This is a genomic window from Rhodococcus sp. NPDC004095, from assembly GCF_053604015.1.
Genome location: NZ_JBSGGS010000012.1, coordinates 124,301 through 148,043, shown reverse-complemented (window position 1 = coordinate 148,043; position 23,743 = coordinate 124,301). Strand labels below are relative to the sequence as shown.

Genomic DNA, 23,743 nt, shown 5'->3' with positions numbered 1-23,743 from the left:
GCCGACGAAGCCGACAGCCTTGATCCGGTCGTCGGTGAGCAGGACGTCGACAACCTCCTTGTCGCCGTTGACCACGTTGAACACACCGGCGGGCAACCCGGCCTCGACGAACAGCTCGGCGATGCGCAGCGGCACCGAGGGGTCGCGCTCGGACGGCTTGAGAATGAAGGCGTTGCCGGCGACGAGGGCCGGACCGGCCTTCCACAGCGGGATCATCGCGGGGAAGTTGAACGGGGTGATGCCGGCGACGACACCGAGCGGCTGCCGCATCGAGTACACGTCGATGCCGGTGCCGGCGGACTCGGTGTACTCGCCCTTGAGCAGGTGCGGCGCGCCGAGGGCGAACTCGATGACCTCGAGGCCGCGCTGGATGTCGCCCTTGGCGTCGGGGATGGTCTTGCCGTGTTCCGAGGAGAGCAGCCGCGCGAGCGAGTCCATCTCCTCCTGCACGAGCTGGAGGAACTTCATCAGGACGCGGGCACGCTTCTGCGGGTTGAACGCCGCCCACTCACGCTGAGCGTCAACCGCGTTGGCGATGATCGCCTCGGTCTCGGCCTTGTCGGCGAGCGGCACGCGTGCCTGCACCTCGCCGGTGTTGGGGTCGTAGACGTCGCCGAACTTGTCGGAGGTGCCGGGGACGCGCTTGCCGCCGACGAAGTGAGTGAGTTCCTGAACACTCATGGTTCGTATCTGTCCTTCATTGTCTCGATGCGTACGCCAGAAAGGGTGTGAGTGACCACCTCACGCTCGAGTGATAGTAGGCCATCCAATAGTTGGATGTCCATTTACTCTGAACCCGGTTGCTGTCCCTGCTCGGGGGTGGCGGGCGCGGAGCGGGCTCCGGCCCCTTCCTGCCTCCCTGGCTGCGTGGTCGCGTTGAAACAGGTTGGTGTTCAGTGTAATTGGACCGTCAGTCTGGCCCCATTCTGTCTGCGCACGCGCTCGGCGTGGTTCGCCTGCGCATCTACGCAACGCTCTCACTGCATGGAGACGAGGCGCTCATGCTGGGAGAATGTGCCGCGCAGCAACCACCGGTAGGCCCTGGCGGCGTTGTCGGTCATCAACCGGTCGATCGTGGTGATGCCGCGGCTGGCGAAGTAGTCGATCGCACGGGTCAGGAAACCTGCACAGGTCTCGCTCTTTTCATCGGCGAAGATCTCCGAGTCGGCGAGCCGGGAGTGGTCGTCCACGAGCGAATGGGTGTCGTCAAATCCGGTCTTTGTGCTGCGATCGCGGGTTGTCGATCCACTGACGCGTCGTTGGTTGCGCCAGCCGCCGCCATCCGGAATCCGACCGACCTTCTTGACCTCCATGTGCACCAGCTCGCCCGGGCGCTCACGTTCGGAGCGCGCCTCGGTCGGCTTCGACGCCCCGGATCACCTTACCGGTCAACGGATCCAAGTCCGCCAGGTAGGGCACGTCATGGTGGAGTAGTACGCGGGAGGCGGTGCGGATGGATTCTGATCGCCGACGGCCTGCCCGAGGTTCCGGCCGAGATCGGGCCACGCTGCTGTTGGTGCAACCCGTGCTCGCGTTGCTCGCAGGCGTGGCACTGCTCCATGAACGACCCGGAATCACCCAACTGATCGGGTGCGCAGTGGTCATCTGTGCGGGCTGGGTGGTGTCTGTCGGGCCGGGATGGAGTCGTGATGTCGGCGACGTTTTCGGCAAGCGCTCCGCGGTTCGGGGAGATGGTCCGGTCCTGCGCAATCGGGATGAAGAATCGGGGTTCGGTTCCGCCACCGCACATCGACGATGGCGGAACCGAATCCTGGTGCTTGCCGAACTACAAGGAGAGAGAATTGGTTTCGGGAAGTAGGAGCGTGCTCACCAGGCTGATCAGGACGGCGCCGATGAGCAGGACCGCGATGGCGAGGCTGCCGAATGTCGCCAACAAGACCCCTGCGATCACGGGTGGGATGGCGCCCCCGAGTACGCCGGCGAGGTTGTATGCGAGTCCAGCTCCCGTGTAGCGATGCTCGGTCGAGAACAGCTCAGGAATGAACGAGGCCATGGGGCCGTAGGACGTGCCCAGGATTCCGAAGGTTCCAGCGATTCCGACGACGAACAGAACTGCGGACCCGGTATCGAGGATGGGAAGGATCGCGAACGCCCAGGGGAGCGCCAGCGCGAACCCGAGGAGGATGACTCGGCGGCGTCCGAGCGAATCGCTGAGGACGGCGGAGATTGCGCACGTGGTCACCATTGCCAGCCCGCCCGCGACATTTGCAATGAGGACGAGCGAAAAGGAATGTCCGAGTTCGGTTCGGCCGTACCCGGTCAAGTATGTGCCTCCCATAAAGGTGAATGAAAAGACACTCACCATTACGCCGGCGCCAAGTGCTGTTTGCTTGGCCTGTGTCCGAAGCAGAGAGGACAGGGGGCTCTTGGAGACGGTTGACTGCTGGTTTCGGAATACCGGAGTCTCCTCGATGTTGAGCCGCATGTAGAGCGCAATTGCGATGAGGACGATGCTGAAGAGGAAGGGCAGGCGCCAGCCCCACGCCAGGAATGCATTGCTGCGCTCGCCAATGGAACTGCTGACGATGAAGAAGACGAGGCTGCTGAGTACCAGGCCCGCCCCGACGCCGATCTGAGGGAACATCCCGTACAGTCCGCGCTTTCTGCTGGGGGCGTACTCCGCGGTGAGAAGTGCTGCACCGGACCATTCACCGCCGACGGCAAACCCCTGCAATGCGCGCATCAGAATAAGGAGGAGTGGGGCCCAGACTCCAATGGTATCGGCGCTCGGTATCAGGCCGATGGTGATCGTGGATCCGCCCATTATCAATAGCGTCGCCACAAGTGTCCTTTTTCGGCCGAGTCGGTCGCCGTAATATCCGAAGAAGGCGGACCCGACGGGCCGGATGATGAAAGCGACAGCAAACGTCGCAAACGAGGATACTGTTGCGACGGTGGGGGAAAGGTCGGGAAAGAAGACGTGAGGAAATACGAGAGCTGCAGCGATTCCGTATATGTAGAAGTCGTAGTACTCGATCGCTGAGCCTACGAAGCTGGCTAGCGCTACGCGATGCATTGTGGCTGGGGCGCTGGGCGCCGTCGATTGTGACTGATCGGTGATCATCTAAGCAGTTCTCCGTCGCGAAGGGTCGGGAATCGGAGGGCATGCCGGTTGGCGATGTGCTGGGTGCGCGCGTACGGATGAGGCTCTCCGAATCCCGGTGATTCAGAAGTTGAACAGAGTGGGTTGCAGGGTCTGGCTGAGATAGATCCTGGGTGACTGAGGTGGTCTGGCCAGTAGAAGCAGTGAACTACATCACGACTTTGCGGTCAAGGCTGGGGTGGAGATCGCTCCGTCTGGACCGGTGCGACGCGTCTCTTGGTCTGCGTATGCGCCTGTATAGAAACAGATTTCGACCCACGACTTCGCTAGGAACAGGAAGATTGGCGATGCTGGGCATCGGCACACTCAATGGTCTGTCGATGAAGCCTCGGGTCTTGACAACCCCAACCAATGCTGATGTTCTACTTGTCAGACCAGTAAGGTAAGCCCTCCCGGCTCGCCATGGTCGTCCAGTCCGTGACCGCTGGTCGGGAGGGGCGGATCGAGCAGGCTTTCCAGCCGTGCGAGCGAGCCGGATCGTCGCGGCGCCGAACTCTCGTCAGACGTTCTGTGGCCGCACTACTCAACCGAAGGAAGAATCATGAGTGAACCGTCAGTGCTCGTCGAGCATGTCGGAGACGTGGCAGTGCTCACCCTCAATCGCCCCCACGCATTGAACGCACTGAACACGGGCCTGTTGACCAATTTCGTCGGAGCGCTCCGAGCGGTACAGGATGCCGGCGCCATCGTGGTCCAGGGTGCGGGGAGGGCGTTCTGTGCCGGAGAGGACCTGAACGAAACGCTCGCGCCGAAGACCGGCTCGGCCGAAGAGTTGCGGGTGGCGTTCCATCAGCTTCAAGACCTCACTCGATTGATGACCGGTGCTCCGTGCCCGGTGGTCAGTGCGGTCCAGGGCTATGCCATTGGTGGGGGAGCGGAGATCGCTCTCACTGCAGATTTCGTCGTCGGGGGTCCTCAGGCCAGGCTCAAGTTCCCTGAGGCGGTCATCGGTCACGCACCGACGGGAGGCATCACTGCCCGCCTCCCGCTGATGGTCGGATTGCTTCGTGCCAAGGAATTGTTGCTAACCGGCCGATGGGTCGATCCAGCCGAAGGCCTCGAACTGGGGCTGTACACGGAGCTCCATGACGATCCGCAGGCTCGCGCGTTGGAGCTTGCGGCGCAGTTGAGTTCGTACCCTCGCCGTTCCCAGACGGCCGTCAAACGCGCGATCGAGGTCGCGCTGGTGCCTCAGCAGGAGACCTACCTGCAGCTCGAGGTCGAGCTCGCGTCGCATTGCTTCGCCTCGGCCGAAACGGCTGAGAGTTTTGTCGCGTTCCGCAACCGAGACCGCGCCGACACCGGCGCATCGACGACATCTCCGTAGAGATCCCGACAACTGAAGTGAGAGAAATGAACGACGAAACAACTCTGAATTCGGCGCTCGCCGATGCTGTCGAACGTTGGCCTGATCGGATCTTCCTCAAGATCGACGGATGTGACGTGACGTTCGCCGAGTTCGACGCGCAGGTGGGCCGGCTTGCTGCCGGTTTCAGCGAGGTCTGCGGAATCCAGGCCGGTGACCGTGTCAGCGTCTTTATGCGAAACTCGCTCGAGTGCGAGCACACGTGGTTCGCGGCGAACCGCCTCGGTGCCGCTTGGGTACCGATCAACACCGAGTTCCGTGGTCTCAGCCTCGAGCATGCGGCAAAGCTGGCGGACGCCCGCGTGTACGTCGTGGATTCCGATCTCCACGAGATCTTGACTACCGCCTTGTGGCGAGCAGGGATCGACGCCACCGTCATCACAGTGGGCGACAGTGCGAACGGCGGTCTGCGACTGGCTGACGTTTACCTCGATCACGCGAAACCGGCTGTGGAAGTGCGGCCTTCGGATGTTTCGGCCCTGCTGTACACCTCGGGGACCACCGGGCGGTCGAAGGCATGCATGTTGCCGCACCGCTACTTCACGTCCCAGGCCGGCATTGCGATCCGCGACTTCGGTCTGGTCGAGAGTGACGTGCTCTACTGCCCGTTCCCGCTGTTCCATGCCGATGCAACGGCTCTCACGACGGTTCCTGCTCTCCTCATCGGTGCAACGGCTGCGATTAGCAAGCGCTTCAGTGCATCTCGGTTCTGGGACGAGGTTCGGGAAGCAGGCGCGACGGTCTTCGACTTCATGGGGGCGACCCTTTCCATCCTCGGAAAGGCGGAGCCGCGGCCGGACGACGCGGACAACCCCGTCCGACTCGCTTGGGGAGTTCCGGTGCCCGAATCGATCGAAGTCTTCGAGAAGCGTTTCGGATTGACTGTGATCGAGCTGTACGGGTCCGTCGAAGCGAACATCCCTATAACCCAGCGGTTTACGGACGAGCGGGTGCCCGGATCATGTGGCCGCGTCGTCGATGAGTTCGAGATCAGAGTGACCGATGAGTTCGACGAGGAAGTGTCGGTCGGGCAAACCGGTGAGCTTCTGATTCGTCCAAGGGTGCCCTGGACGACCTTTTCCGGATACTTCGGCAATCCGGAGGCCAGCGCAGAAGCTATGCGCAACATGTGGTTCCACAGCGGCGATCTCGTCCGGGTCGACGATGCGGGCAACGTCTTCTTCGTCGGCCGGAAGAAGGAGTCCATCCGACGGCGCGGCGAGAATATCTCGGCATTCGAGGTCGAAGAAGGGGTTCGCGAGCATCCCCAGGTCTTCGACTGCGCCGCATACGGTGTCCGGTCGGAGCTCACGGAAGAAGAGGTCAAGATCTCGGTCGTGGTCAGGGAAGGCGAGTCCTTGACCGAGAAGGAAGTCTGGGACTTCTGCTACGGCACGATGGCTCGATTCCAGGTTCCTCGCTACATTGAGCTCGTACCCGAGTTGCCGAAGACCCCCACTGGCAAGGTCGAGAAGTTCAAACTCCAGGAACGCCCGTTCAATGAGAACACGCGGGAGTTCGAGCTTCCTGCAAAGGTTCGCGCCTGACGCCCGCCGGCGGAGGTGCACCAAGAGTCGACAGCGCGATTTCGGCAAGAGGAGAAGGCATGACGAGCAAATGGCTCACATTCGATTGTTATGGAACACTGGTCGATTGGCGCCAGGGAATGACGGCTGCTCTACAGTCGGTCGCCGGCGCAGACGCGGAGCGGCTGCTGACCGAGTATCACCTCCATGAACACGTCGTCCAGGAGCAGAACCCTGCGTGGACCTACCGCGCTGTGCTGGCCGAGGCGCTTCGTCGAGCTGCCGAGGTCTGTGAAGTCTCGTTGACCGAGGACGAGTGCGACGTTCTCGGTCGCACGCTTCCGTCGTGGCCGGTTTTCCCGGATACGAACCGAGCGCTCCGGGAACTCGAAGCGCGGGGGTACAAGTTTGGCGTGCTGTCGAATGTCGACCGGGAACTGCTGGAACAGACCCTTACTCAGTTCGATGTTCGAATCGACGTGACTGTCACTAGCTCCGACATCGGTAGCTACAAGCCGGCATTGGGGCATTTCGAGACGTTCCAGACGGCGTCCGGTGCCGAAAAGCACGAGTGGATCCACGTTGCCTGCAGCTGGTTCCATGATGTCGAGGCCGCCGACAGCTTCGGGGTTCGGTCGATATACATCAACCGGGAAAGGACTCCGCACTCCGACGGGGACCTGGCGGCCGCCGTTCTCCCGGACTTGGTGACCCTCCCTGAGGTCGCAGAATCGCTGTTCGGTAACTGAGCAGACCGACCTCGCCGGAAGGCGCACATCGCCGCCGGTGTGGGAGAGGCGATCGTGACTGCCCTGTTGCGCACAGTCGTTGTGACGTGGTGTCCGGAGGGCGAGAACCTCCAGTTGTTCGTGGAGCCGAGGGTTCCACGAACAACTGGAGGTTCTCTGCGTATCGGGGCTGATGGAGAAACTCGGGACGGCTGCGGATTCCGCTTCGCGGAAACGGGGTCGACGCGGCGCCGGCAGGTCGACGATCAACGGTTTGCCGGTGCCCGCCGCTAACCGCGGTCGCGCGCCGATCAGCTTCCGGCTCAGGGAATTCAGCGGCCGGGAACCACCTGTGTCGTCCGCTCACATGGGACTGTGTGACGCGAACTGCTCGAGCTGCAGACGACGCTCCTCGGGGAGGAAGCGCCCGAAGTGGTCGAGAATATCGTGCTGTGCCAGCTTGGCCGCGCGGTCACCGTCCCGCTGGCGGATGGCGTCCAACACCCGCTCGTGGCGGCGCCAGCTGTCGAGCATCAGAGCGCGGTCGTCCAGTGTAGTGGAGAGTTTGGTCTCGATCAGGTTGATGACCACTCCACGGGCGACGTCATTGCACACTCGAAGCAGACCGCTGTTCGCGGCCTCGGCCACGGTGTGGTGGAACTCGACATCGGCCTGGGAGAACGCCTCGTACCCACTGTCGATGGCATCGGCCAGGTGCGCATGTGCCGCTTCCATGCGTTCGAATTGTTCGGCGGTGTGTCCGACGGCGGCGAGATAGGTGGCCGAGCCTTCGATTGCCATCCGGAATTGGATGAGGTCTGTCAGATCGAACTGTTCGAGGTGCACCATCGCGGTGAGGGACCGGCGGAGCCCGTCGGGTGAGAACTGTTGGACTTCCGCGCCCCCGGTGGGGTCGCCTTGCTTCGATCGGATGAGCCCCGAGCTCTCGAGCACTCGAAGAGCTTCGCGCACCGTCGCCCGGCTCACCGCAAACTCCGTGGTGAGCTCGCGCTCGCTCGGCAGCCTCTGACCTGGACGCAGATCGCCGCGGAAGATCGCATCCTCGATCTGCTTGACGATGCTCTCGTACGCGCGGACTCGGCGAGCGGGTGTGAACTTCCGTCGTTCGCCACTCGAAGGTGTGGTGGTCACTTCCTGCTCCTCGCTGCGCGCCTGGGTGGTCAACCCTTGCATTTTTCGACAGCCAGGGCATGAACATGCCCAGTCTACTGCGTCCAGGTTAGTGGTCTGATGACTCCTAACGGCGCGCCTCCAGTCGGGCGGCGATCTTGGCAGCGTCTGCGATCGCGCGATGGTGTTCGACGGTGGCGCAAACATCGTCCCCGTCGTAGACATCGACCATGAACCGCAGTCGACGGCCGTTGCGTTCCTCGAGTCGTGCGCGGGCAGTCAGCGTCGCGCCGATCGGGCTGGGAAGCCGGTGTTCGATGGATGCGTAAGTGCCGACCGTGATCTCACCGTTCGAAAGCGAGTCCTCGACGACGTTGTGGCATGCCACCTCGGCGAGTCCGAGGACGAAAGGTGTGGATGCCGCCTCGGGGAACGGGTCGCCGAAGGTTGCGGCGGTGTCCGAGGGCGTGATTGTGCGTGAGAGTTCTGCGTGGGCACTCATAAATCCTCCTGAGGGTGGCGGTCTAGTGGTCTAGCCAGTAGCATGGCTGTCTGACCTCGGATCGTCAACCATTCGCCGAACATGTGGACAAGAACTGTGACCCACGTTACTGTCCGTACTGGCTAGACCACTAGGGTCGGTTGGCTTCAATGTCGGTTTACCGCCGCGAAGTCCATCCCCTGCCCTCACGAAGGGCAGTGGTTCTCAGGAGTGATCGTGAAATCAAACGTTCTGGATGACGCCCCGCTTTCCGGATTCCACAAGCGCCTCGCCGCCTATGCTGCCGGCGGCCCGTTCCTGGACGGCTACATCCTCAGCGGAATCGGCGTTGCACTCGTGGCTCTTGCGCCGGAGTTGGGGGTCTCGTCCTTCATGGAGGGGATGCTCGGCGCCGGTGCGTTGCTCGGCATGCTCGTAGGCGGAGCGGTCTCGGGTTTCCTGACCGATCGCTTCGGGCGGCAGGTCATGTACACCCTTGACCTGGGACTGATCGCACTCTTCTCGGTGTTGCAGTTCTTTGTCACCGAGGCGTGGATGCTGCTCGTTCTGAGGATTCTTCTCGGCGCAGTCGTCGCTGCCGACTACCCGATGGCGTCTTCATTGCTCACCGAGTTCACGCCCCGTCGCTACCGGGGTCCGATGCTGAGCATGCTCGTGTGTATGTTCTTCGTCGGCGCCGCTGCCGCCTACTTTGTAGGTGACGCGTTGGTCGGTTCGGGACCGAACGGCTGGAGATGGTTTCTGCTGAGTTCGGCAGTGCCGGCGCTCATTCTGTTGGTGTTGCGTTTGGGAACGCCTGAGTCGCCGCGTTGGTTGCTCGGCAAGGGCCGGAGGGAAGACGCGCAAGCGGTTCTGACGAGGGTGTATGGGCCGGGGGTCTCGGTCGGCGACCTTCAGCCGGAGAACCAGGGAACGAAGTTCAGTGCGCGAGATCTGTTGCGCGGCGGGTACGCGGGACGGATGACGTTCGTGATCACGTTCTATACCTGCTCCAACATTCCGGTCTTTGCAATCTATGCCTTCGGGCCGAAGATCCTGAGTGCTCTGGGTCTTGGCGGCGCCAACGCCAATGTGGGGTCGGCCGCGCTCAGCCTCCTGTTCCTGGTCGGGGTCGTTGCCGCACTACTCGTGATCAACCGATCAGGGCGTCGTCGGATGGTGATCGCGGGGTCTCTGGTGGCCGGATTCGCGCTACTGCTCCTCGGACTCTTCCCGGAGGCGCCGATCTGGATCCTCGTTTCAGCCTTCGCGACGTTTGCGCTGTTCAATGGCGGGCCGCAGGTTCTCACCTGGGTCTACCCGAATGAGCTGTTTCCCACCGAGGTGCGCGGTACGGCCGTTGGGCTGATCACCGCGTTCACTCGAGTCGGCTCGGCGATCGGGGTGTTTCTCGTACCGATCTCGCTCACCCACCTCGGTATCGGTCCGACGATGTTGATTGCGGCGGCAATCCTCATCTTCGGTGGACTGATCTCGATTCGATGGGCCCCGGAGACCGGGGCGCTGACGCTGGACGACGCCAGTTCGATCACGCCGACGAGTACGCATCGTGGCGGACGGGTGGGGCCGATGGCACCTTCAAAGGATGGTAGGGCCGAGCGTCTCGAGCATCAGGATCCGGGGATGGCCATCGATGGGGGCAAGGGGTCTCGATCGCCGCGTTGAGGACCGGCGGAGAGAGGTCCGTGGACGTCGCCAATCACCCTCGTCGAGCACTCGCCCTGCCCTCTGCTGGAGGGATCCCGGACGAAATGCTGCCTATCGATCATGCTCGAGCTCTTCGCGCAACCCCACGGGCGAAGTCCTCCGCTCCCCGGAGTCCTACCTCGCATCGCGATGCACTTGCCGGTCGGACAGTTGCTTCGGTCGTGAAACAACCTCGCCCCATTCGGATTGGCTGAGTGATATGGATTCACTTTCATCTGCTCGCCCTTTCCGAGCGATCGTCGCGCATGGATCCAGGCGCGGGCGTTCGCTCGATTCACGATGGACATCTACAGATCGGACATACCCCGATAGGTTGGGCGGATCGGCGCACGAAAGCTCGACGAGACCCGGTGCGAGCACTATTCAGCCGGCGCGCCATCGTGTCCTCGGGACCCCTCGTCCGGTTCGGTCGCCCACTGAGGTAGGTGGCCGGCATCCCTTTCGGGCACCACCATTGACTCGCTGTGCCCCAATGTCGGAGGTTGCCAAATCGAAGCAGTAAGAACCTCTTTCAAGTGCACATGATCGCGCACCCGAAGCCGGACGACCAAATCCCATCGACCGATGACCAGCTCGACGCTCACAACTTCCCGGAGCTGCTGCCGTCGGCCGGTACGGATTAGGCCACCGATTTATGTTGTGTCAGTTCAACTCCGACGAGCACCTCGAGCGCATATCCGAGCATGGACGGGTTCAGTTCCGCCCGGTATCCGGTAATCATCCCGGCACGCTCCATGCGCTCGACCCTCTCCTCGACTGCTCCGGGGGACATTCCGACTGCGCGGGCCAAGGCGCGAACCGACTTTCGTGCATCGTCACACAGGAGTGCAAGGATCCTCCGGTCGACGTCGTCGAGCCCGGTGGGGCCATGTGTGGCATCCATTCGTTCTCCTGCTCCGGCAATCCCGGGCGATAGGTGTCTCGGTGGTGGATCGGCTTCCCTGCGCTCGCGCCGACGCTTCTCCAACTGAATGATCACCGCCAGTCCCTCCGGCCGATCGTTCGCGCAGTGGTTGGAAGACCTTCGACATCCTGCAGCACAATCGGGTAGTCAAGTGCCGCAGGGCTAGTCAACTGTCCATCTCGAATATGGGCCGTTGCGCATCGGTCGGGAACTAGGATAACTTCAATCCACAATCGACCCCGGTCACCACCCCTCGACCGGACCGACATGGGTGCCCACCCCGCACCCGCATTCGATGGAGAAGTGCACATGAACGCGACGACGATCGAGTCCGTCGGAGTCACCGATGAGGGTCACGAACAAGTGATCTTCTGCCGGGACGCGGAGACCGGACAGCAAGCCATCATCGCCCTCTGCTCGACCGCACTCGGCTGTGGGCTGGGAGGGACGCGATTCCTCCCCTATTCCAACGAGGCTGCCGCGATCAAGGATGTCTTCGACCTTGCGAAGACGATGGCGTACAAGGCTGCCCTTGTAGGTTTCGATCTGGGCGGCGGCAGCGCGGTGATCGTCGGTGACTCCCGCGAGATCAAGAGCGATGCCTTGCTCCACGCGTACGGAAGATTGGTCCAGCCACTCTCCGGACGCTATTACACCGCCTGTGATGTCGGCACCACCTGTGCGGACATGGACGCGATCGCACAGGGGGCGTCCTTCGACGCAGGGCGTTCGCCGGCGTATGGGGGAGCCGGTGACTCCTCTGTGCTTGCGGCACTCGGCGTGTCTCGTGGTATGCAGGTGTTGGCCCAAAATATCTGGGGAACAGGGTCTCTCGAGTGGAAAGCGGTTGGAATCGCGGGTATCGGCAAGGTTGGTCGACAGCGCGCAGCGCTGCTCGTCGAGGCCGGCGCAAAGGTCTCCGTGGCCGACCTCCACCTTCTGGCGGTGCGAGACCTCTTCGCGGTTCACCCGCCATTGCACATCGCCGGCGCCGAAGTAGAGCTTGTCGCTCGTCCGCTCGACGTGTTCGCCCCGTGCGCATTGGGTGGAGCGCTCACCGAGGAGGTCGTCGATTCGTTGAACGCGCGAATCGTATGCGGTGCGGCGAACAATCAACTGGTCCATCGCGTTATCGCCCTGCGGATGAAGGACCGCGGTACAACATGCGCCCCCGACTACTGCGTCAACGCGGGTGGTTTGATCCAGGTGGCGGATGAACTGCAGGGCTTCAGTTTCAAACGCGCACACGAGCGCACGAACCGGATCTTCGACACCACACACGACGTCCTAGAGTGTGCGGCGCGGGAGAACGTGACGACCGCATTCGCGGCTGACCGACTGACCGAGCAGCGCATGCGGGAACGTCGAGTTCGCGGCCTCTGGACGACCCGCACCCGAACCAGCTTCTAGCACCACTCGAATCCGATTCTCCTGGGCGGGAAGCCCAGGCTTCACTCTGCCGGTCGACTTCAGGTGATCTCTCGGTCGATCGGACTCACCTCGCTGCACAACGGCGAACTTCAGCAATGAATGGACGGTGTACCCACCATGACGACTTCGCTAACCAACGGCGCGACAGAGCCATACGATCTCAACGACCGCTACCGCCCGGGATCAGGACCCGTTCTGCTCACGGGGGTTCAGGCCATTGCACGACTGCTGGTGGAGCAGCACGAGCGCGACACGCAGGATGGCCTCAATATCGGAACTTTTGTTTCGGGCTATCAGGGCAGCCCGCTCGGCGGAGTCGACCGCATGCTGAACGGAATGCGAGACATCCTTGACGCCAACGATATCCGTTTCGTTCCCGGGTTGAACGAGGAACTCGCGGCGACTTCCGTGTGGGGAAGTCAGGCGACGCTCGCGTCCGATGCGGCCGTCTGCGACGGCGTTGTCGGTGTGTGGTACGGGAAGGGTCCCGGCGTGGACCGCGCAACCGACACGATCCGGCATGCCAATATCTACGGGGTCAATCCGCGCGGCGGGATCGTATTGTTGGTCGGGGACGACCCCGCGTCCAAGTCCTCGACGGTGCCCGCTGTCAGCGAGCGGTCCCTCGCAGCTCTGGGCGTCCCGGTTCTGTTCCCGCGCAATGCACGCGAGATCGTGACGATGGGAATGCACGCGGTGGCGCTCTCGCGCGCATCTGGATGTGTCGTAGCGCTGAAGATCGTCGCGGATGTTGCCGATGGAGCCTGGAAGCTGTCCGCGGATGACTTTGCGGACTTCTCGATCACCGTCCCCGAGGTCGAGCACCACGGCCGTCCGTTCGTGTACAAACAGCGGCCGATGGCTGTGGCGCCGGCCAGTATTCTCGCTGCCGAGGCCGACCTGGTCGGGCCGCGTTGGAAGGTCGTCGAGTCCTACGGTCCGGCCAATCGGTTGGATGTCATCGAGGTTGATTGCGCTGACGCAACTCTGGGCATCGCGGCAACAGGTACGACGTTCGATTCCGTTCGTCAGGCCCTGCTGGATCTGGGCGTCGACGACGGCGAGCTGCGGACTGCAGGCATCCGGCTGCTGCGGATCGGCATGCCATATCCGGTTTCCACGGAAACCATTCGCCGTTTCGCGGAGGGGCTCGAGGATCTCCTTGTGGTGGAGGACAAGACGGCCTTCATCGAGACCCAGATCCGGGAGATCCTCTACGGATCCGACTCGGCGCCGCGGATCGCCGGTAAGAAGGACTTCGGCGGCCGCGATCTCGTTCCGGCGGGGGGAGAATTGACGGCCGGACGTCTCCTCGCGCCGCTGCGACGGATCCTGGACGGGCGTATCGAAACCACCCGGCCGCTCCCTGCACCGTTGACGCTCGATGTACTCCAGAGCGCCCGGACCCCATACTTCTGCAGTGGATGTCCGCACAACCGGTCGACAGCCATCCCGGAGGGATCCGTCGGCGGCGGTGGTATCGGCTGCCACATTCTCGTAACCATGTCCGGGCGCGAGGACAGCGCTGTCACCGGACTGACGCAGATGGGCGGGGAAGGTAGTCAGTGGATCGGACAGGCTCCTTTCACGACGGTTCCGCACGTGTTCCAGAACGTCGGCGACGGAACATTCTTCCACTCCGGCCAACTCGCTCTTCAGGCATGCGTTGCGGCCGGCGTCAACATCACCTACAAGATCCTCTACAACGATGTTGTCGCCATGACCGGTGCTCAGGACGCGGAAGGCGCGTTGTCGGTGGCGCAGCTCACGCAGAAGCTCATGACGGAGGGGGTCAAGCAGATCATCGTCTGTTCGGACGAGCCACAGCGACACAGCAAGCGAGCCTTCGCCAAAGGCACGAAGCTATGGCATCGGGATCGCTTCGACGAGGCGCAGCGCGTGCTTCGTGAGATCGAGGGCGTCACCGTCCTGATCTACGATCAGCACTGTGCCGCTGATGCCCGACGGCAGCGCAAGCGCGGCACGCTGCCGTCCCGCAATACTCGTGTGGTCATCAACGAGGCTGTGTGCGAGGGTTGCGGCGACTGCGGTGTGAAATCGAACTGCTTGTCCGTGCAGCCTGTGGAGACCGAATTCGGCCGCAAGACTCGGATCGACCAGACCTCGTGCAACACCGACTACACGTGCCTCGACGGTGATTGCCCCTCCTTTGTCACCGTGGACGTCACCCCAGGAAAGAAGTCCGGTCGTCCCCGCCGGCGCCCCACCCCTCCCGAGTGCATCGACCCGTTGCCGGGGGATACGTCCGCAACCCACAACGTGTTCCTCGCCGGTATCGGCGGCACCGGCATCGTGACCGTGAACCAGGTTCTGGCCACAGCCGCGCTGCGTGCCGGACTCGAAGTGGAGAGCCTCGATCAGATCGGGCTGAGTCAGAAGGCCGGCCCCGTCGTGTCGCATCTTCGTTTCAGCGTCGGCGCGATCGAGCCGGCGAATCGACTGACCCCGCGCGGCGCGGACTGCATCCTGGCGTTCGACCTACTCACCGCCGCCGAGAACAAGAATCTCGAATACGGTGACTCCGACTTCACCGTAGCCGTGGCCTCGACCAGCAAGACGCCGACCGGCGACATGGTCTACGACAAGTCGGTGGCGTACCCCGACACCGATTCGCTGCTGTCGAGAATCGAGACTGTCAGCAAGTCTCTGCATTCGTTCGACGTCCTCTCGGCGACGCAGCAGTTGTTCGGGAATACGGCCGCCGCAAACTTCCTGCTCGTCGGTGCGGCCTACCAGGCGGGAGGGCTTCCGATTCCTGCGGCAAAGATCGAGGAAGCGATCAACATCAACGGTGTTTCCGTCGAAGCCAACGTTGCGGCCTTCCGGTGGGGTCGTGTCGCTATCGCCCACCCGGAAGAATTCAAGGCTGCCACCACGTCGGCGCCGCGCACCCCGCGACCTGTGCCTGCACGTGTGCTCGATGGCACCACTTTCGACGGTGAGGTTCGGCGCGCGGTCGAGGTGCGGGCCGCTGAGCTCGTCGCCTTCCAGTCCGAGCGCGTAGCGCGGGAGTACGTCGACATGATCGAGCGCGTTTGGGCGGGCGAGCGGAAGGCGACGGACCGGACGGAGTTCAGCGAGGCCGTCGCGCGCGGACTGTTCAAGTTCACTGCCTACAAGGACGAGTACGAGGTCGCGCGACTACTGGTCGATCCAGCTTTCCTCGACGATGTGCGGAGTCAGGTGCCAACGGGCGAGAACCTCACGTTCAAACTCCACCCCCCGATCCTCCGTGCCATGGGCCGGAAGAAGAAGATCGGCCTCGGTCCGAAGTCCCATGTCGCGCTGAAGGCGCTCGCCTACGGCAAGAAGTTGCGTGGTACCAAGCTCGACCCGTTCGGCTACGCACACGTTCGCCGCGTCGAGCGTGAGCTGCTGAGCCAGTATCGGAGTATGGTCTCAGATCTCGCCGATGGCCTCGATTTCGTTGGCTACGACAAGGCCGTCGAGATCGCTCAGCTTCCCGATGTCGTACGTGGTTACGAGGACATCAAACTCGCGAACGTCGAGGCATACTCGGCTCGTCTGGTTGAGCTTGGAATGGAGAAGTACGTCCCCGCGGTGCCGAATGGGAGGTCCGAGTGATGGAAGAGACGGACGACCGGATCGATAGTCTTCGCGAGAACCCGTTTCTCGCGGATCCGCAGATCGAGACGTTCATCGTCGATTGCGTCGACGCGGGCGAGGTGATACCACGCCTTACTTTGCTTTTCGCCCGGCACGGCATCGAACTGCAGAACCTCTCCACGTGGCGGTCACTGTCGCCATCCGGGGCGCCGGGGCTGGTGGTGACTCTTCGAAGGCCGAGGAACATGACCGAGGACGCTATTACCAAGTGGTTGAATCGGTTGATCGGAGTCACGCGGGTTCGCCGAAAGCCGTACGACGAGGCGCGCAGATTCGAGGGCACCGGGATCGAAATTTCCGCGACGGGCTACTACACTGACAAGCTCGCTGTGCTGGGGTGCGAGTTCAACGCGACTCCGATCCATTTCTCCCGGAAAATGGTTGTCGTGCAGCTGTTTGACAGTGCGGCCGTGGTCGACAAGTTCGTATCGCGATTGATGCGGTGGGTGGATCCACGAAGGCATGGAGACCTGCGTATCTCGACAGCTCATAGATCTGGCCTCATGCTCTCAGGTCGGCGAGCGGATAGGGCGGACGGCGTCGCCGGGCGTGGGGGGCGAGAGCCGGCGCGCGACCGCGAACTGGTCGAATCATCCAGGGCTTGAGACTGTTCGATGTGCGAGGGGCGCTCCGACACTGCTCTGGAACGGACTGTGTTGTCGACAGTCGGAGAGGAAGGCCGACTGTTCGAACGGGAACCGGCTGTTGTGCTGAACCACCAAGGGTGCCCACCAGCGGGGGTCGAGCGCGGCGGCATCGCGGAGGACGAGCGTGCGTGCGTGTGCGCTTGACGGATGCGGGCGGTAAAGGCGCGTTCGGCCCACGGGGCGCGACCACGCACGTGACTTCGTGCACGACGTGTTCGACAACCACCCGAGAGGAATTCCCGGTTGACGAGCTCGATCAGGATCGGCTTCACGACTGCAATCCTGAAGGTCTGAACATCCGGATGCCGGATGGACGGGTTGTCCAGGTCTACGGGGTGGATGTTACCTACTCAACGAGCGGCTCGGATCCGGGACTGCCCGGCGAGATCACCGTCGTCAACTGGGTTGTGGAAGGGGTGGGTGTCGCGTTTCGTAGTGGTGACGAGCGGCGGGTCTGGGGAAGCACCGATCAAGCACTGAGAATGCAGGAGGCGATTCCCGAACTCCGGTAGGGGGTTCGGCCGGCATGTCTGGGCTCGACGTCTGCGCCGAGCACGGAGGCATTCTTGCCCGGTGCTCGCCGTCGACCTGCCCGCGGATGACCTGCCGATCTGCGCTGTTTCGTCGTCTGTTCGCGCCGAAGCGGGGGAAACAGTGAGGGCCTGCGGCCGGCGAGTCTGACGCCCAGTCGGGACAGCAACGCGGTGCCCGCGGCGACGTGGTTGACCTTGACGCTAGGCCATAGTTGACACTCGACCCATGCGAATAGGCCAGCTTGCCGATGCGGCCGGAACCACTCCGAGAACGGTGCGCCACTACCACCGGCTCGGCCTGCTCGAGGAACCGCAACGCCTATCTAACGGGTATCGCGAATACACCGTCCGCGATGCCGTTCGGTTGATGCGGATCCGATGGCTTGCCGACAGCGGTGTCCCGCTCGGATCGGTCGCCGCCATTCTCGCCGAGGATGTTTCGGAGGAAGCGGAGGGTGACGTGATCGCGGACCTGCGGGCCCTGATCAGCTCAGTGCAGGCCGAACAGGCGAAGCTCGCGCGGCGGCACGCGCGGCTCGCCGCGATGCTTGCCGACGTCGAGAACGGGGCTCGCATCTCTGCCCTGCCCGCACACCTCGCGGCAGCACTGGCCGCCGCCATCGACGGCGCTCCGGTGCCCGAGCTGAAGTCGGTTCTTCGACGAGAGCGCGACCTGCTCGAGGTGCTCGAGATCTCCGCGGCCGTCCCGGAGGAGCTTCTGGCCTGGTATGCGACGGCGATAGCCGATGACGAGCAGCACGAGCGGTCTCTGGCGTTGCTCGCGGACTGGTCCGAGCTCGAAGGCCGCAACCCGCAGTCCTCGGAGGCGGAGATCGAAGCGCTCTCTCGCAGCCTGCTTGCGCAGTTCGAGCACCCGCAGGCGTTGGCAGACATCCACGCAGCTGTCCCGACCGCCGCTACGGACGCCGGTCTCGTGCTGTCGCTCGACGACATCGTCCCGGACGACGCTACATCGCCGACAGCGGACGGCAGCTGCTGATCCTGGCGAACCCGAATGAGGCGGAGGTCATCGCGACGTTTCGCGCGGGTGAGCCAGGGGCGGATGACGTACCTGCGCACTTCGATTTCGTTCCCAGCGCCTCGGCTCCCGCGCGACTCGTCACTGAGCAGATCGTCGGTGACCAGGCTCCCGCCGCGTGGAACGGCCTTCCTGTCCTGGGCAGCTATGGCGACGCCTACGTCATCCAGTCGCACTTTGTCCCCAAGGGTTACGTGGCAGTGGTGGCGTCGGCTGGGCCGAACGCAGAGGGCAATCCGGTGGGTTTCCGCGTCCACGAGCGTCCCGAGTACCAGGGCCTGCGGATCATCCCCGGTCGCGACATGCGGTACCCGCTGATCGAGTCGTTCTATGCAATCGGGTTCGGCACCGGCGTCCGGCATCGAGGCGGTGCGGCAGTGATCCAGGTCACTGCCTCGGCCACTTACGCGGCCCCGGTCTTCCCGGCGTAGCGCGATGACTATGCCGAGACGGCGGCAAGTGGCCGCTGACAAGCGCGCTGCGCCGGGTGAGTCGGAGTTCTCCCACGGGCCAGGCCTGGACCCGCCTGGAGTCAAGCGGTACTGCGGTACCGAGGCGGGGCAGACCGTGAGCGAGGCAATGACGCTCGATGGGGTTCGGTCGGTCGCAGGTATCCGTGCGAGGAGGTGACGTGATGAGCCGCAGGCGCCGCAGGCGCAACTACAAGCGTGACCGCCTCGGTCGGTTCGCGTCGATGTTCGGTCGCGCGGGCGTGGGTGCCGGCTACATCGCGGACTCTCCCGAGGGTGTGCTCATCGGCGGGACGGTCGGCCTGTTCGTCGGCGGCGTGATCGACCAGTCGCCAGCGAAGCCACGCATCCCTGCCGGGACGCGGGTGAGGGGCTTTCGCCGCTGACCAACCTCAAGACTCCGCAGTGCGACCCTTCGCTGCGGACAGGCGCGCTACGCGCCACACACCGCCTCTGATCTCCACCGCCGCGCCTCGGTGAGCAGATCGGGGGCGGTGTTGTCGTACATGGGCTGCACTGGACTAGATGAGGCCAGTCAAGTCCAATCCAACACGGGCACAAGAATTTCCGGAGGCCGGGAGTAGCGGAGAGGAGAGGAGTCGAGTAGCGTCGAGGGCGTCGCCTTCCGAGGCGGCGAGCCGCTGTTCTGAAGGCCGTGATGACATGCACGAGAACCGGATGACGCAAGCGGCTGCGTGAAGATCCCGACCACTCGCTTCGGCTTGAGTGATCGAGGAGATATGCAGCCGAGCAGTGGACATGACCCCGATATCTGGGGTTCTGTCCACGTGCTCGGCTTTTGCCGTTCGTGGATGGGACCCCTGGCTGAGACCAGGAGGAATCAATGGGCAAGCCCGCGATCCAACACGACCCCACCCTGCCGACGATGTCGGTGGACGACGCCGTCGCGTTCTGCCGTGACCGGGGCATCGACCTTGTAATGAGGAGCACAATCAAGGAGGCAATGAAGCAGCGCACGCTACATCGATACCTCATCTCCAATCGAATCAGGCTGAGTGAAACAGATATTCGATCCTGGATCGAGTCGCGGGCTGACGCAAACTTCGTGGCCCGCCGCATTCCGGGTGGTGTGGCATGAGCGGCTTCGCCTGGGACCCCTATGCAAGAGAAAACATCGGTCGTCGTCGTGGCAGTCTTCCGGACCCTGTCGCAGAGTATGAGGCATCGGGCCGGTTTCGTTCTGACCCTTCGGCTGCACCTGATCCCGACCGCGTTGCAGCCCTGTTGGCGCGCCTGGGTCTTGCGAACGGCGGACGGACCAACCTGCACGATGGCAGCCCGGTTGTTGATCAGTGGGAAGCGCACCGCCGCTTCGCCGAGTCGTTCTCGCCGGGGCATCAGCGGGTCCGAAGCCCGCTCAATCCGAATGCGACACTGGGTGATCTGTTTCCGCACATCATCGGCGGCCACCGAAAGCCTGGTCCACTCGCTCGCGGTGACATCTCTCAGCAGGTCGATCCACTCGATAAGCGACCAGCGTTGATTGGTGACGATCGGCTCGGAACCCTCCATGTGCCGGTGGTAGATCGGAACGAGGTTGAATCTGCCGTGCGGGGACAGTTCGCACCGCGACTCCGCAAGGAGAGCTGGTGCGGATTCTGCATGAAGAAGCAGGTCAAGCTGGGCGAGATTCAGTTCCTCTTGCGCGGACACTCGTTCTGGATCCACGTCTCACCGGCGTGTGGTCGCTGCCACGGACTGATGGATGAAAGCGCCGAGAGAATCGGCGTCGAACTGACTTGGATCGCGCACCCGTCGGCAGACGCGCCCGCGTGCCCATGACATACGACGAACGCCGGGCCTGACACCCGGCGTTCGTCTACCCAAGAATCCCAATCTCTTTGGGAATCTCATGAAGAACTCTACCGTGCGACCGAAGCGTAACGCTTCCCGCGATGCATTGCGTTATCGACACATCGCCATTCCGAATCCAGACGGCACCATCCGGCACAGGTTCGGCCTGTCGATTCCCGCAAACCTTGAGCGCGCCAAACCTATCGAAGCAGCCTAGGCCTATGTCGAGGCGGGGTGGTACGTGTTGCCCGTTCAGTCAGGGTCCAAGAACCCCGGCAGCGTCGTCGGCAAAGGCTGGCCGGAGCAGTCCACCCGTGACGCGGTGCAGATTCGCAAGTGGTGGGGCGAGAACCCGGGTTACGGGATCGCCCTGCACATTAGCCGTTCTGGTGCCATCGCGTTTGACCTCGACGTTGACGAGCTGGCGAGTCTGCCGACCGAGTTTCAGCAGTGGCTCGGCACTGCGTCGATCCAACTTGGCCGGCAGAAACCCAGCGACCGTGGACACTACGTCTTTGCCCTGCGGGCGGGTGAGACGTACGGCAATGGTGCCGGTGCGTTCGCGCCTTTTGGCGACGTGCGGTGCAAGGGCGTCATCATCGCGCAGCCGACCCCACACATGAAGGCGGGGAGCGAAGGTGCCCGGTACGACTGGCAGCAGTCGGGGCATCTCCCGCTGTTGCCAGACGCCTTGCGGGCGGTGCTGCGTGATGCGCCGGATCATGAAGCCAAGCCATACACGTCCGCTGAACTCGATGCTTTTCTCGACGCGCACACCGGGGCAACTCGCCTCGCAGCGCTCGACGGCGTGGTGAGGCTGTTCGAGAACCACGTCAGTGACGGCAGGTCACGCCATGAGTCCGCGCGGGACGTGCTGTGCTGGGCCTTTCGCGAATCGGTGGCCGGTCTATACCCCGCGCGGGCCGCGTTCGACCGGCTCGACGCCGCTTTCGAGGCCGCGTTCAGGGTGTCCCCGGGAAGCGAGGGCGGGCTGAATCGCGGTCGGGGTCGCCCGGCTCCTGGCGAGTTCCGCAGAACCGCAGAATGGGCAGCAGCGCAGGCAATGCTGGCCGATCCGGCTGAGACTCTCGAACGCGTCAACCGTGACCCGGCGAACGTGGAGGTAGACGAGGAAGCGTTTCGGTCCGCGCGCCCGCTTCTGTCTGAGCTGCGGGTCTACGCCCAATCCGTTCTCGTTTCGCCGTGGGCGATGTTCGGCGCGGTCCTCGCGCGGTCGATTGCCACGATCCCGCCGCGTGTTCTGCCACCGACTGTCGGGTCGGCGGCTTCGCTGAACACGTTCGTTGCGCTGGTCGGGCCGTCCGGCCTCGGCAAAGGCACCGCCGAAAGCGCTGCCGAGGACTTCCTCAGGACCGAGACCCAGTTGCACAAGGCCCCTGCTGGCAGTGGCGAAGGGTTTGTGAAGCTGTTCGGATATCGGACCAAACCCTCAGAGCCTCAGTTCAACATCCGCGACACAGTGCTGATGTCGGTCGATGAGGTCGATGGGTTCACCGCACAGGCCAGCCGGACGGAAGGCACCTTCCTTGCGACGTTGAAGACGGCATGGTCTGGCGGGGAACTCGGGTTCTCCTATGCGGACGCGACAAAGGCAATCACCGTCAAGAAGCATCGATACCGACTCGCCTTGGTGATGGGCGTTCAGCCAGGGCGTGCAGACTTCCTGTTCGCAGATGGAGACGGCGGTACTCCACAGCGTTTCGTCTGGCTGCCGACGAGCGACCCGAATGCCCCGGAGGTTGAACCGGCGTCACCAGATTCGCGCAATCTAGCAAGCTGGCCGAGGCGGGTCGGCCTGGGGGACAACGCACACACCTTTGAATCGGTCTCGGCACCGTTACTCGACGTTGAGGTGGAGTCGGCCGACTTGGAGCTGTTGCCGATCCCGGATTCGGTGGCCGATGAGATTCGCGCCCGGCGGCGGGAGGCGCTGCGGAAAGGTGGGAATGACGGTCTCGATGGGCATGCGGTTCTGGCACGGCTGAAGGTTGCCGCCGGGTTGATGTGGCTCGGCGGCAGGACCGACAAGGTCAGTGAAGAGGACTGGGAGCTGGCCGGCATCGTCATGGCTGTCAGCAATCGCACCCGCGCCCAGATCAAGCAAGCTTTGATCGTTAAGGCGAGCCACTCGAACCAGGCTCGCGGACGTGCGGAAGGCGAGCGAGAAGCAGCAAAGGCCGAGGCGGTGGAGGGTTCTCGCTTGAAGCGGGTCATCGACAACGTCCGGAAGCACCTCAAATCGAAAGGCCGCATGCCCCTCAACCAAGTCAAAAAGTCTGTTGCCCAGCGTGATCGGGAACTAGTCGAGGAGGAGCTGCAGCGATTGGTGGAGGTCGGCGACGTCTCGGCAACTGACATCGAGTACAAGGGCCGCAAGGGTAAGGAATTCCGGTGGGTGGAGGGTCGGTGAACGACTCTCGGGCTGTGGTCTCCGTAGAGGGGTACGCGGGTACGCCGTACCTCTCTACGGGGGCGGCGGGACGGAAAACGTGTCAGTTCAGTGCAGACCAAGCTCGATAAAACCCAAGGTCATCATCAAAATATTGGATCGCGGGCGAGGGTAGTTCCGTACCCGTTCACCGCCTAGACGGGTACGCGTACCCCAGTACCCGTCTCAGGGCGGACCCCCGAGCACGCGACCCGAGAGACCCGCCTTGGCAGCTCACTGCAAGCGCCGGGCCACACCAAACCAAAGTGAGGAAAGTCGATGGCATCCAAGAATGCTTATGTTGCTGCGGAGAAGGCCCGCGCGGATCGCGGGCGAGCAAACGTTGAGGCTGGAAGTCGTGGCCGAGCCAGGCGCTCAGATCGCGGCACGGTCGATGCACGGTATGCGGAACGTGATCGAGTGGTGCGAGATGCTCGTGCCCGTCTCGCGGAACGTGAGGCGCGTGGTGCTGCTGAGGAGGGCCAGTGAGCGGTCCGATAGGGGATCAGATACTCACGGGTTTTCGGCGACTTCTCTGGGCTCCGCCGCACCCTCGCGGAATCGGCCTCACGTCGCCCTCAGGCCGTGATCGTCGGTCCACCGCCCGTTAGCCCGCCTCGGCTCGACCCTCGCCGCGTCCTCGCCCTCTCGGACACAGATTGCACACACCTCGCTCCAACGCTCCCCAGCGATCGGGCCGCCCGTAGGTTCTCGGGGTGGGGC

General features: G+C 63.3%; 19 protein-coding genes and 2 pseudogenes. 14 read left to right on the top strand and 7 right to left on the bottom strand.

The annotated features are described in order from the left end of the window. From ACWEPG_RS22505 to ACWEPG_RS22495, 3 genes and pseudogenes are all read right to left on the bottom strand, one after another. On the bottom strand, positions 1-681 hold a 681-nt coding region (locus ACWEPG_RS22505; RefSeq protein WP_452595376.1), incomplete at its 3' end, for an aldehyde dehydrogenase family protein. A gap of 341 nt (positions 682-1,022) precedes the next feature. Beyond that, positions 1,023-1,458: pseudogene (locus ACWEPG_RS22500) on the bottom strand (IS481 family transposase); the annotation flags it as partial. Positions 1,459-1,786: 328 nt separating this feature from the next. Beyond that, positions 1,787-3,085: an MFS transporter gene (locus ACWEPG_RS22495; protein ID WP_452595375.1), complete on the bottom strand. Its 1,299-nt coding sequence runs from the start codon at positions 3,083-3,085 to the stop codon at positions 1,787-1,789. Between the two features lie 580 nt (positions 3,086-3,665). Here ACWEPG_RS22495 and ACWEPG_RS22490 point away from each other — a divergent pair. The 3 genes from ACWEPG_RS22490 to ACWEPG_RS22480 are packed head-to-tail and all read left to right on the top strand — an operon-like array spanning position 3,666 to position 6,765. After that, positions 3,666-4,451 carry an enoyl-CoA hydratase/isomerase family protein gene (locus tag ACWEPG_RS22490; protein WP_452595374.1) on the top strand — a complete coding sequence of 262 codons (786 nt, stop codon included), beginning with the start codon at positions 3,666-3,668 and terminating at the stop codon, positions 4,449-4,451. 26 nt (positions 4,452-4,477) lie between these two features. Then, a complete protein-coding gene (locus tag ACWEPG_RS22485) occupies positions 4,478-6,037 on the top strand; it encodes an AMP-binding protein (RefSeq protein ID WP_452595373.1) in 1,560 nt (519 codons plus the stop codon). A 59-nt stretch (positions 6,038-6,096) separates the two neighbouring features. After that, the gene (locus ACWEPG_RS22480; protein ID WP_452595372.1) at positions 6,097-6,765 is read left to right on the top strand and encodes an HAD-IA family hydrolase; all 669 of its coding nucleotides are present in this window, start codon (positions 6,097-6,099) and stop codon (positions 6,763-6,765) included. Between the two features lie 342 nt (positions 6,766-7,107). Here the strand turns inward: ACWEPG_RS22480 and ACWEPG_RS22475 are convergent, their stop codons facing one another. Together ACWEPG_RS22475 and ACWEPG_RS22470 are read right to left on the bottom strand one after the other, a co-directional pair. Continuing rightward, a complete protein-coding gene (locus tag ACWEPG_RS22475) occupies positions 7,108-7,929 on the bottom strand; it encodes a FadR/GntR family transcriptional regulator (RefSeq protein WP_452595371.1) in 822 nt (273 codons plus the stop codon). A 73-nt stretch (positions 7,930-8,002) separates the two neighbouring features. Further along, entirely contained in the window at positions 8,003-8,377 is a 375-nt protein-coding gene (locus tag ACWEPG_RS22470) for a thioesterase family protein (protein WP_452595370.1), read from the bottom strand. Positions 8,378-8,593: 216 nt separating this feature from the next. Between ACWEPG_RS22470 and ACWEPG_RS22465 the strand changes: the two genes are divergently transcribed. Further along, the gene (locus ACWEPG_RS22465; RefSeq protein WP_452595369.1) at positions 8,594-10,042 is read left to right on the top strand and encodes an MFS transporter; all 1,449 of its coding nucleotides are present in this window, start codon (positions 8,594-8,596) and stop codon (positions 10,040-10,042) included. Between the two features lie 401 nt (positions 10,043-10,443). Here ACWEPG_RS22465 and ACWEPG_RS22460 read toward each other — a convergent pair whose 3' ends face one another. Together ACWEPG_RS22460 and ACWEPG_RS22455 are read right to left on the bottom strand one after the other, a co-directional pair. Further along, positions 10,444-10,704 carry an Lrp/AsnC ligand binding domain-containing protein gene (locus ACWEPG_RS22460; protein WP_452595380.1) on the bottom strand — a complete coding sequence of 87 codons (261 nt, stop codon included), beginning with the start codon at positions 10,702-10,704 and terminating at the stop codon, positions 10,444-10,446. Further along, complete coding sequence (locus ACWEPG_RS22455) at positions 10,704-10,967, bottom strand: Lrp/AsnC family transcriptional regulator (RefSeq protein WP_452595368.1); 264 nt, start codon at positions 10,965-10,967, stop codon at positions 10,704-10,706. Before ACWEPG_RS22455 ends, ACWEPG_RS22460 begins: the two co-directional genes overlap by 1 nt. Positions 10,968-11,297: 330 nt before the next feature. Between ACWEPG_RS22455 and ACWEPG_RS22450 the strand changes: the two genes are divergently transcribed. The 10 genes and pseudogenes from ACWEPG_RS22450 to ACWEPG_RS22405 all read left to right on the top strand — a co-directional run. Then, positions 11,298-12,398, top strand: a complete 1,101-nt coding sequence (locus ACWEPG_RS22450) for a Leu/Phe/Val dehydrogenase (protein WP_452595367.1) — start codon at positions 11,298-11,300, stop codon at positions 12,396-12,398. Positions 12,399-12,536: 138 nt separating this feature from the next. Then, positions 12,537-16,025 carry an indolepyruvate ferredoxin oxidoreductase family protein gene (locus tag ACWEPG_RS22445; protein WP_452595366.1) on the top strand — a complete coding sequence of 1,163 codons (3,489 nt, stop codon included), beginning with the start codon at positions 12,537-12,539 and terminating at the stop codon, positions 16,023-16,025. Further along, entirely contained in the window at positions 16,025-16,672 is a 648-nt protein-coding gene (locus ACWEPG_RS22440; protein ID WP_452595365.1) for a hypothetical protein, read from the top strand. The genes ACWEPG_RS22445 and ACWEPG_RS22440 overlap by 1 nt, the downstream gene beginning before the upstream one ends. 170 nt (positions 16,673-16,842) lie before the next feature. Beyond that, positions 16,843-17,226, top strand: coding sequence for a hypothetical protein (locus tag ACWEPG_RS22435; RefSeq protein WP_452595364.1), 384 nt, complete (start codon positions 16,843-16,845; stop codon positions 17,224-17,226). Between the two features lie 247 nt (positions 17,227-17,473). Then, positions 17,474-18,247, top strand: coding sequence for a MerR family transcriptional regulator (locus tag ACWEPG_RS22430; protein ID WP_452595363.1), 774 nt, complete (start codon positions 17,474-17,476; stop codon positions 18,245-18,247). 278 nt (positions 18,248-18,525) lie between these two features. Beyond that, the gene (locus ACWEPG_RS22425; RefSeq protein WP_452595362.1) at positions 18,526-18,717 is read left to right on the top strand and encodes a hypothetical protein; all 192 of its coding nucleotides are present in this window, start codon (positions 18,526-18,528) and stop codon (positions 18,715-18,717) included. A gap of 203 nt (positions 18,718-18,920) precedes the next feature. Next, complete coding sequence (locus tag ACWEPG_RS22420; RefSeq protein ID WP_452595361.1) at positions 18,921-19,142, top strand: hypothetical protein; 222 nt, start codon at positions 18,921-18,923, stop codon at positions 19,140-19,142. A gap of 458 nt (positions 19,143-19,600) precedes the next feature. Then, positions 19,601-19,855 carry a hypothetical protein gene (locus ACWEPG_RS22415; protein ID WP_452595360.1) on the top strand — a complete coding sequence of 85 codons (255 nt, stop codon included), beginning with the start codon at positions 19,601-19,603 and terminating at the stop codon, positions 19,853-19,855. Continuing rightward, positions 19,852-20,559 (top strand): hypothetical protein, encoded by a 708-nt coding sequence (locus ACWEPG_RS22410; protein ID WP_452595359.1) that lies wholly within the window; start codon positions 19,852-19,854, stop codon positions 20,557-20,559. Before ACWEPG_RS22415 ends, ACWEPG_RS22410 begins: the two co-directional genes overlap by 4 nt. A gap of 241 nt (positions 20,560-20,800) precedes the next feature. Further along, a pseudogene (locus tag ACWEPG_RS22405) lies at positions 20,801-23,002 on the top strand (bifunctional DNA primase/polymerase); the annotation flags it as partial. Positions 23,003-23,743 lie beyond the last annotated feature (741 nt).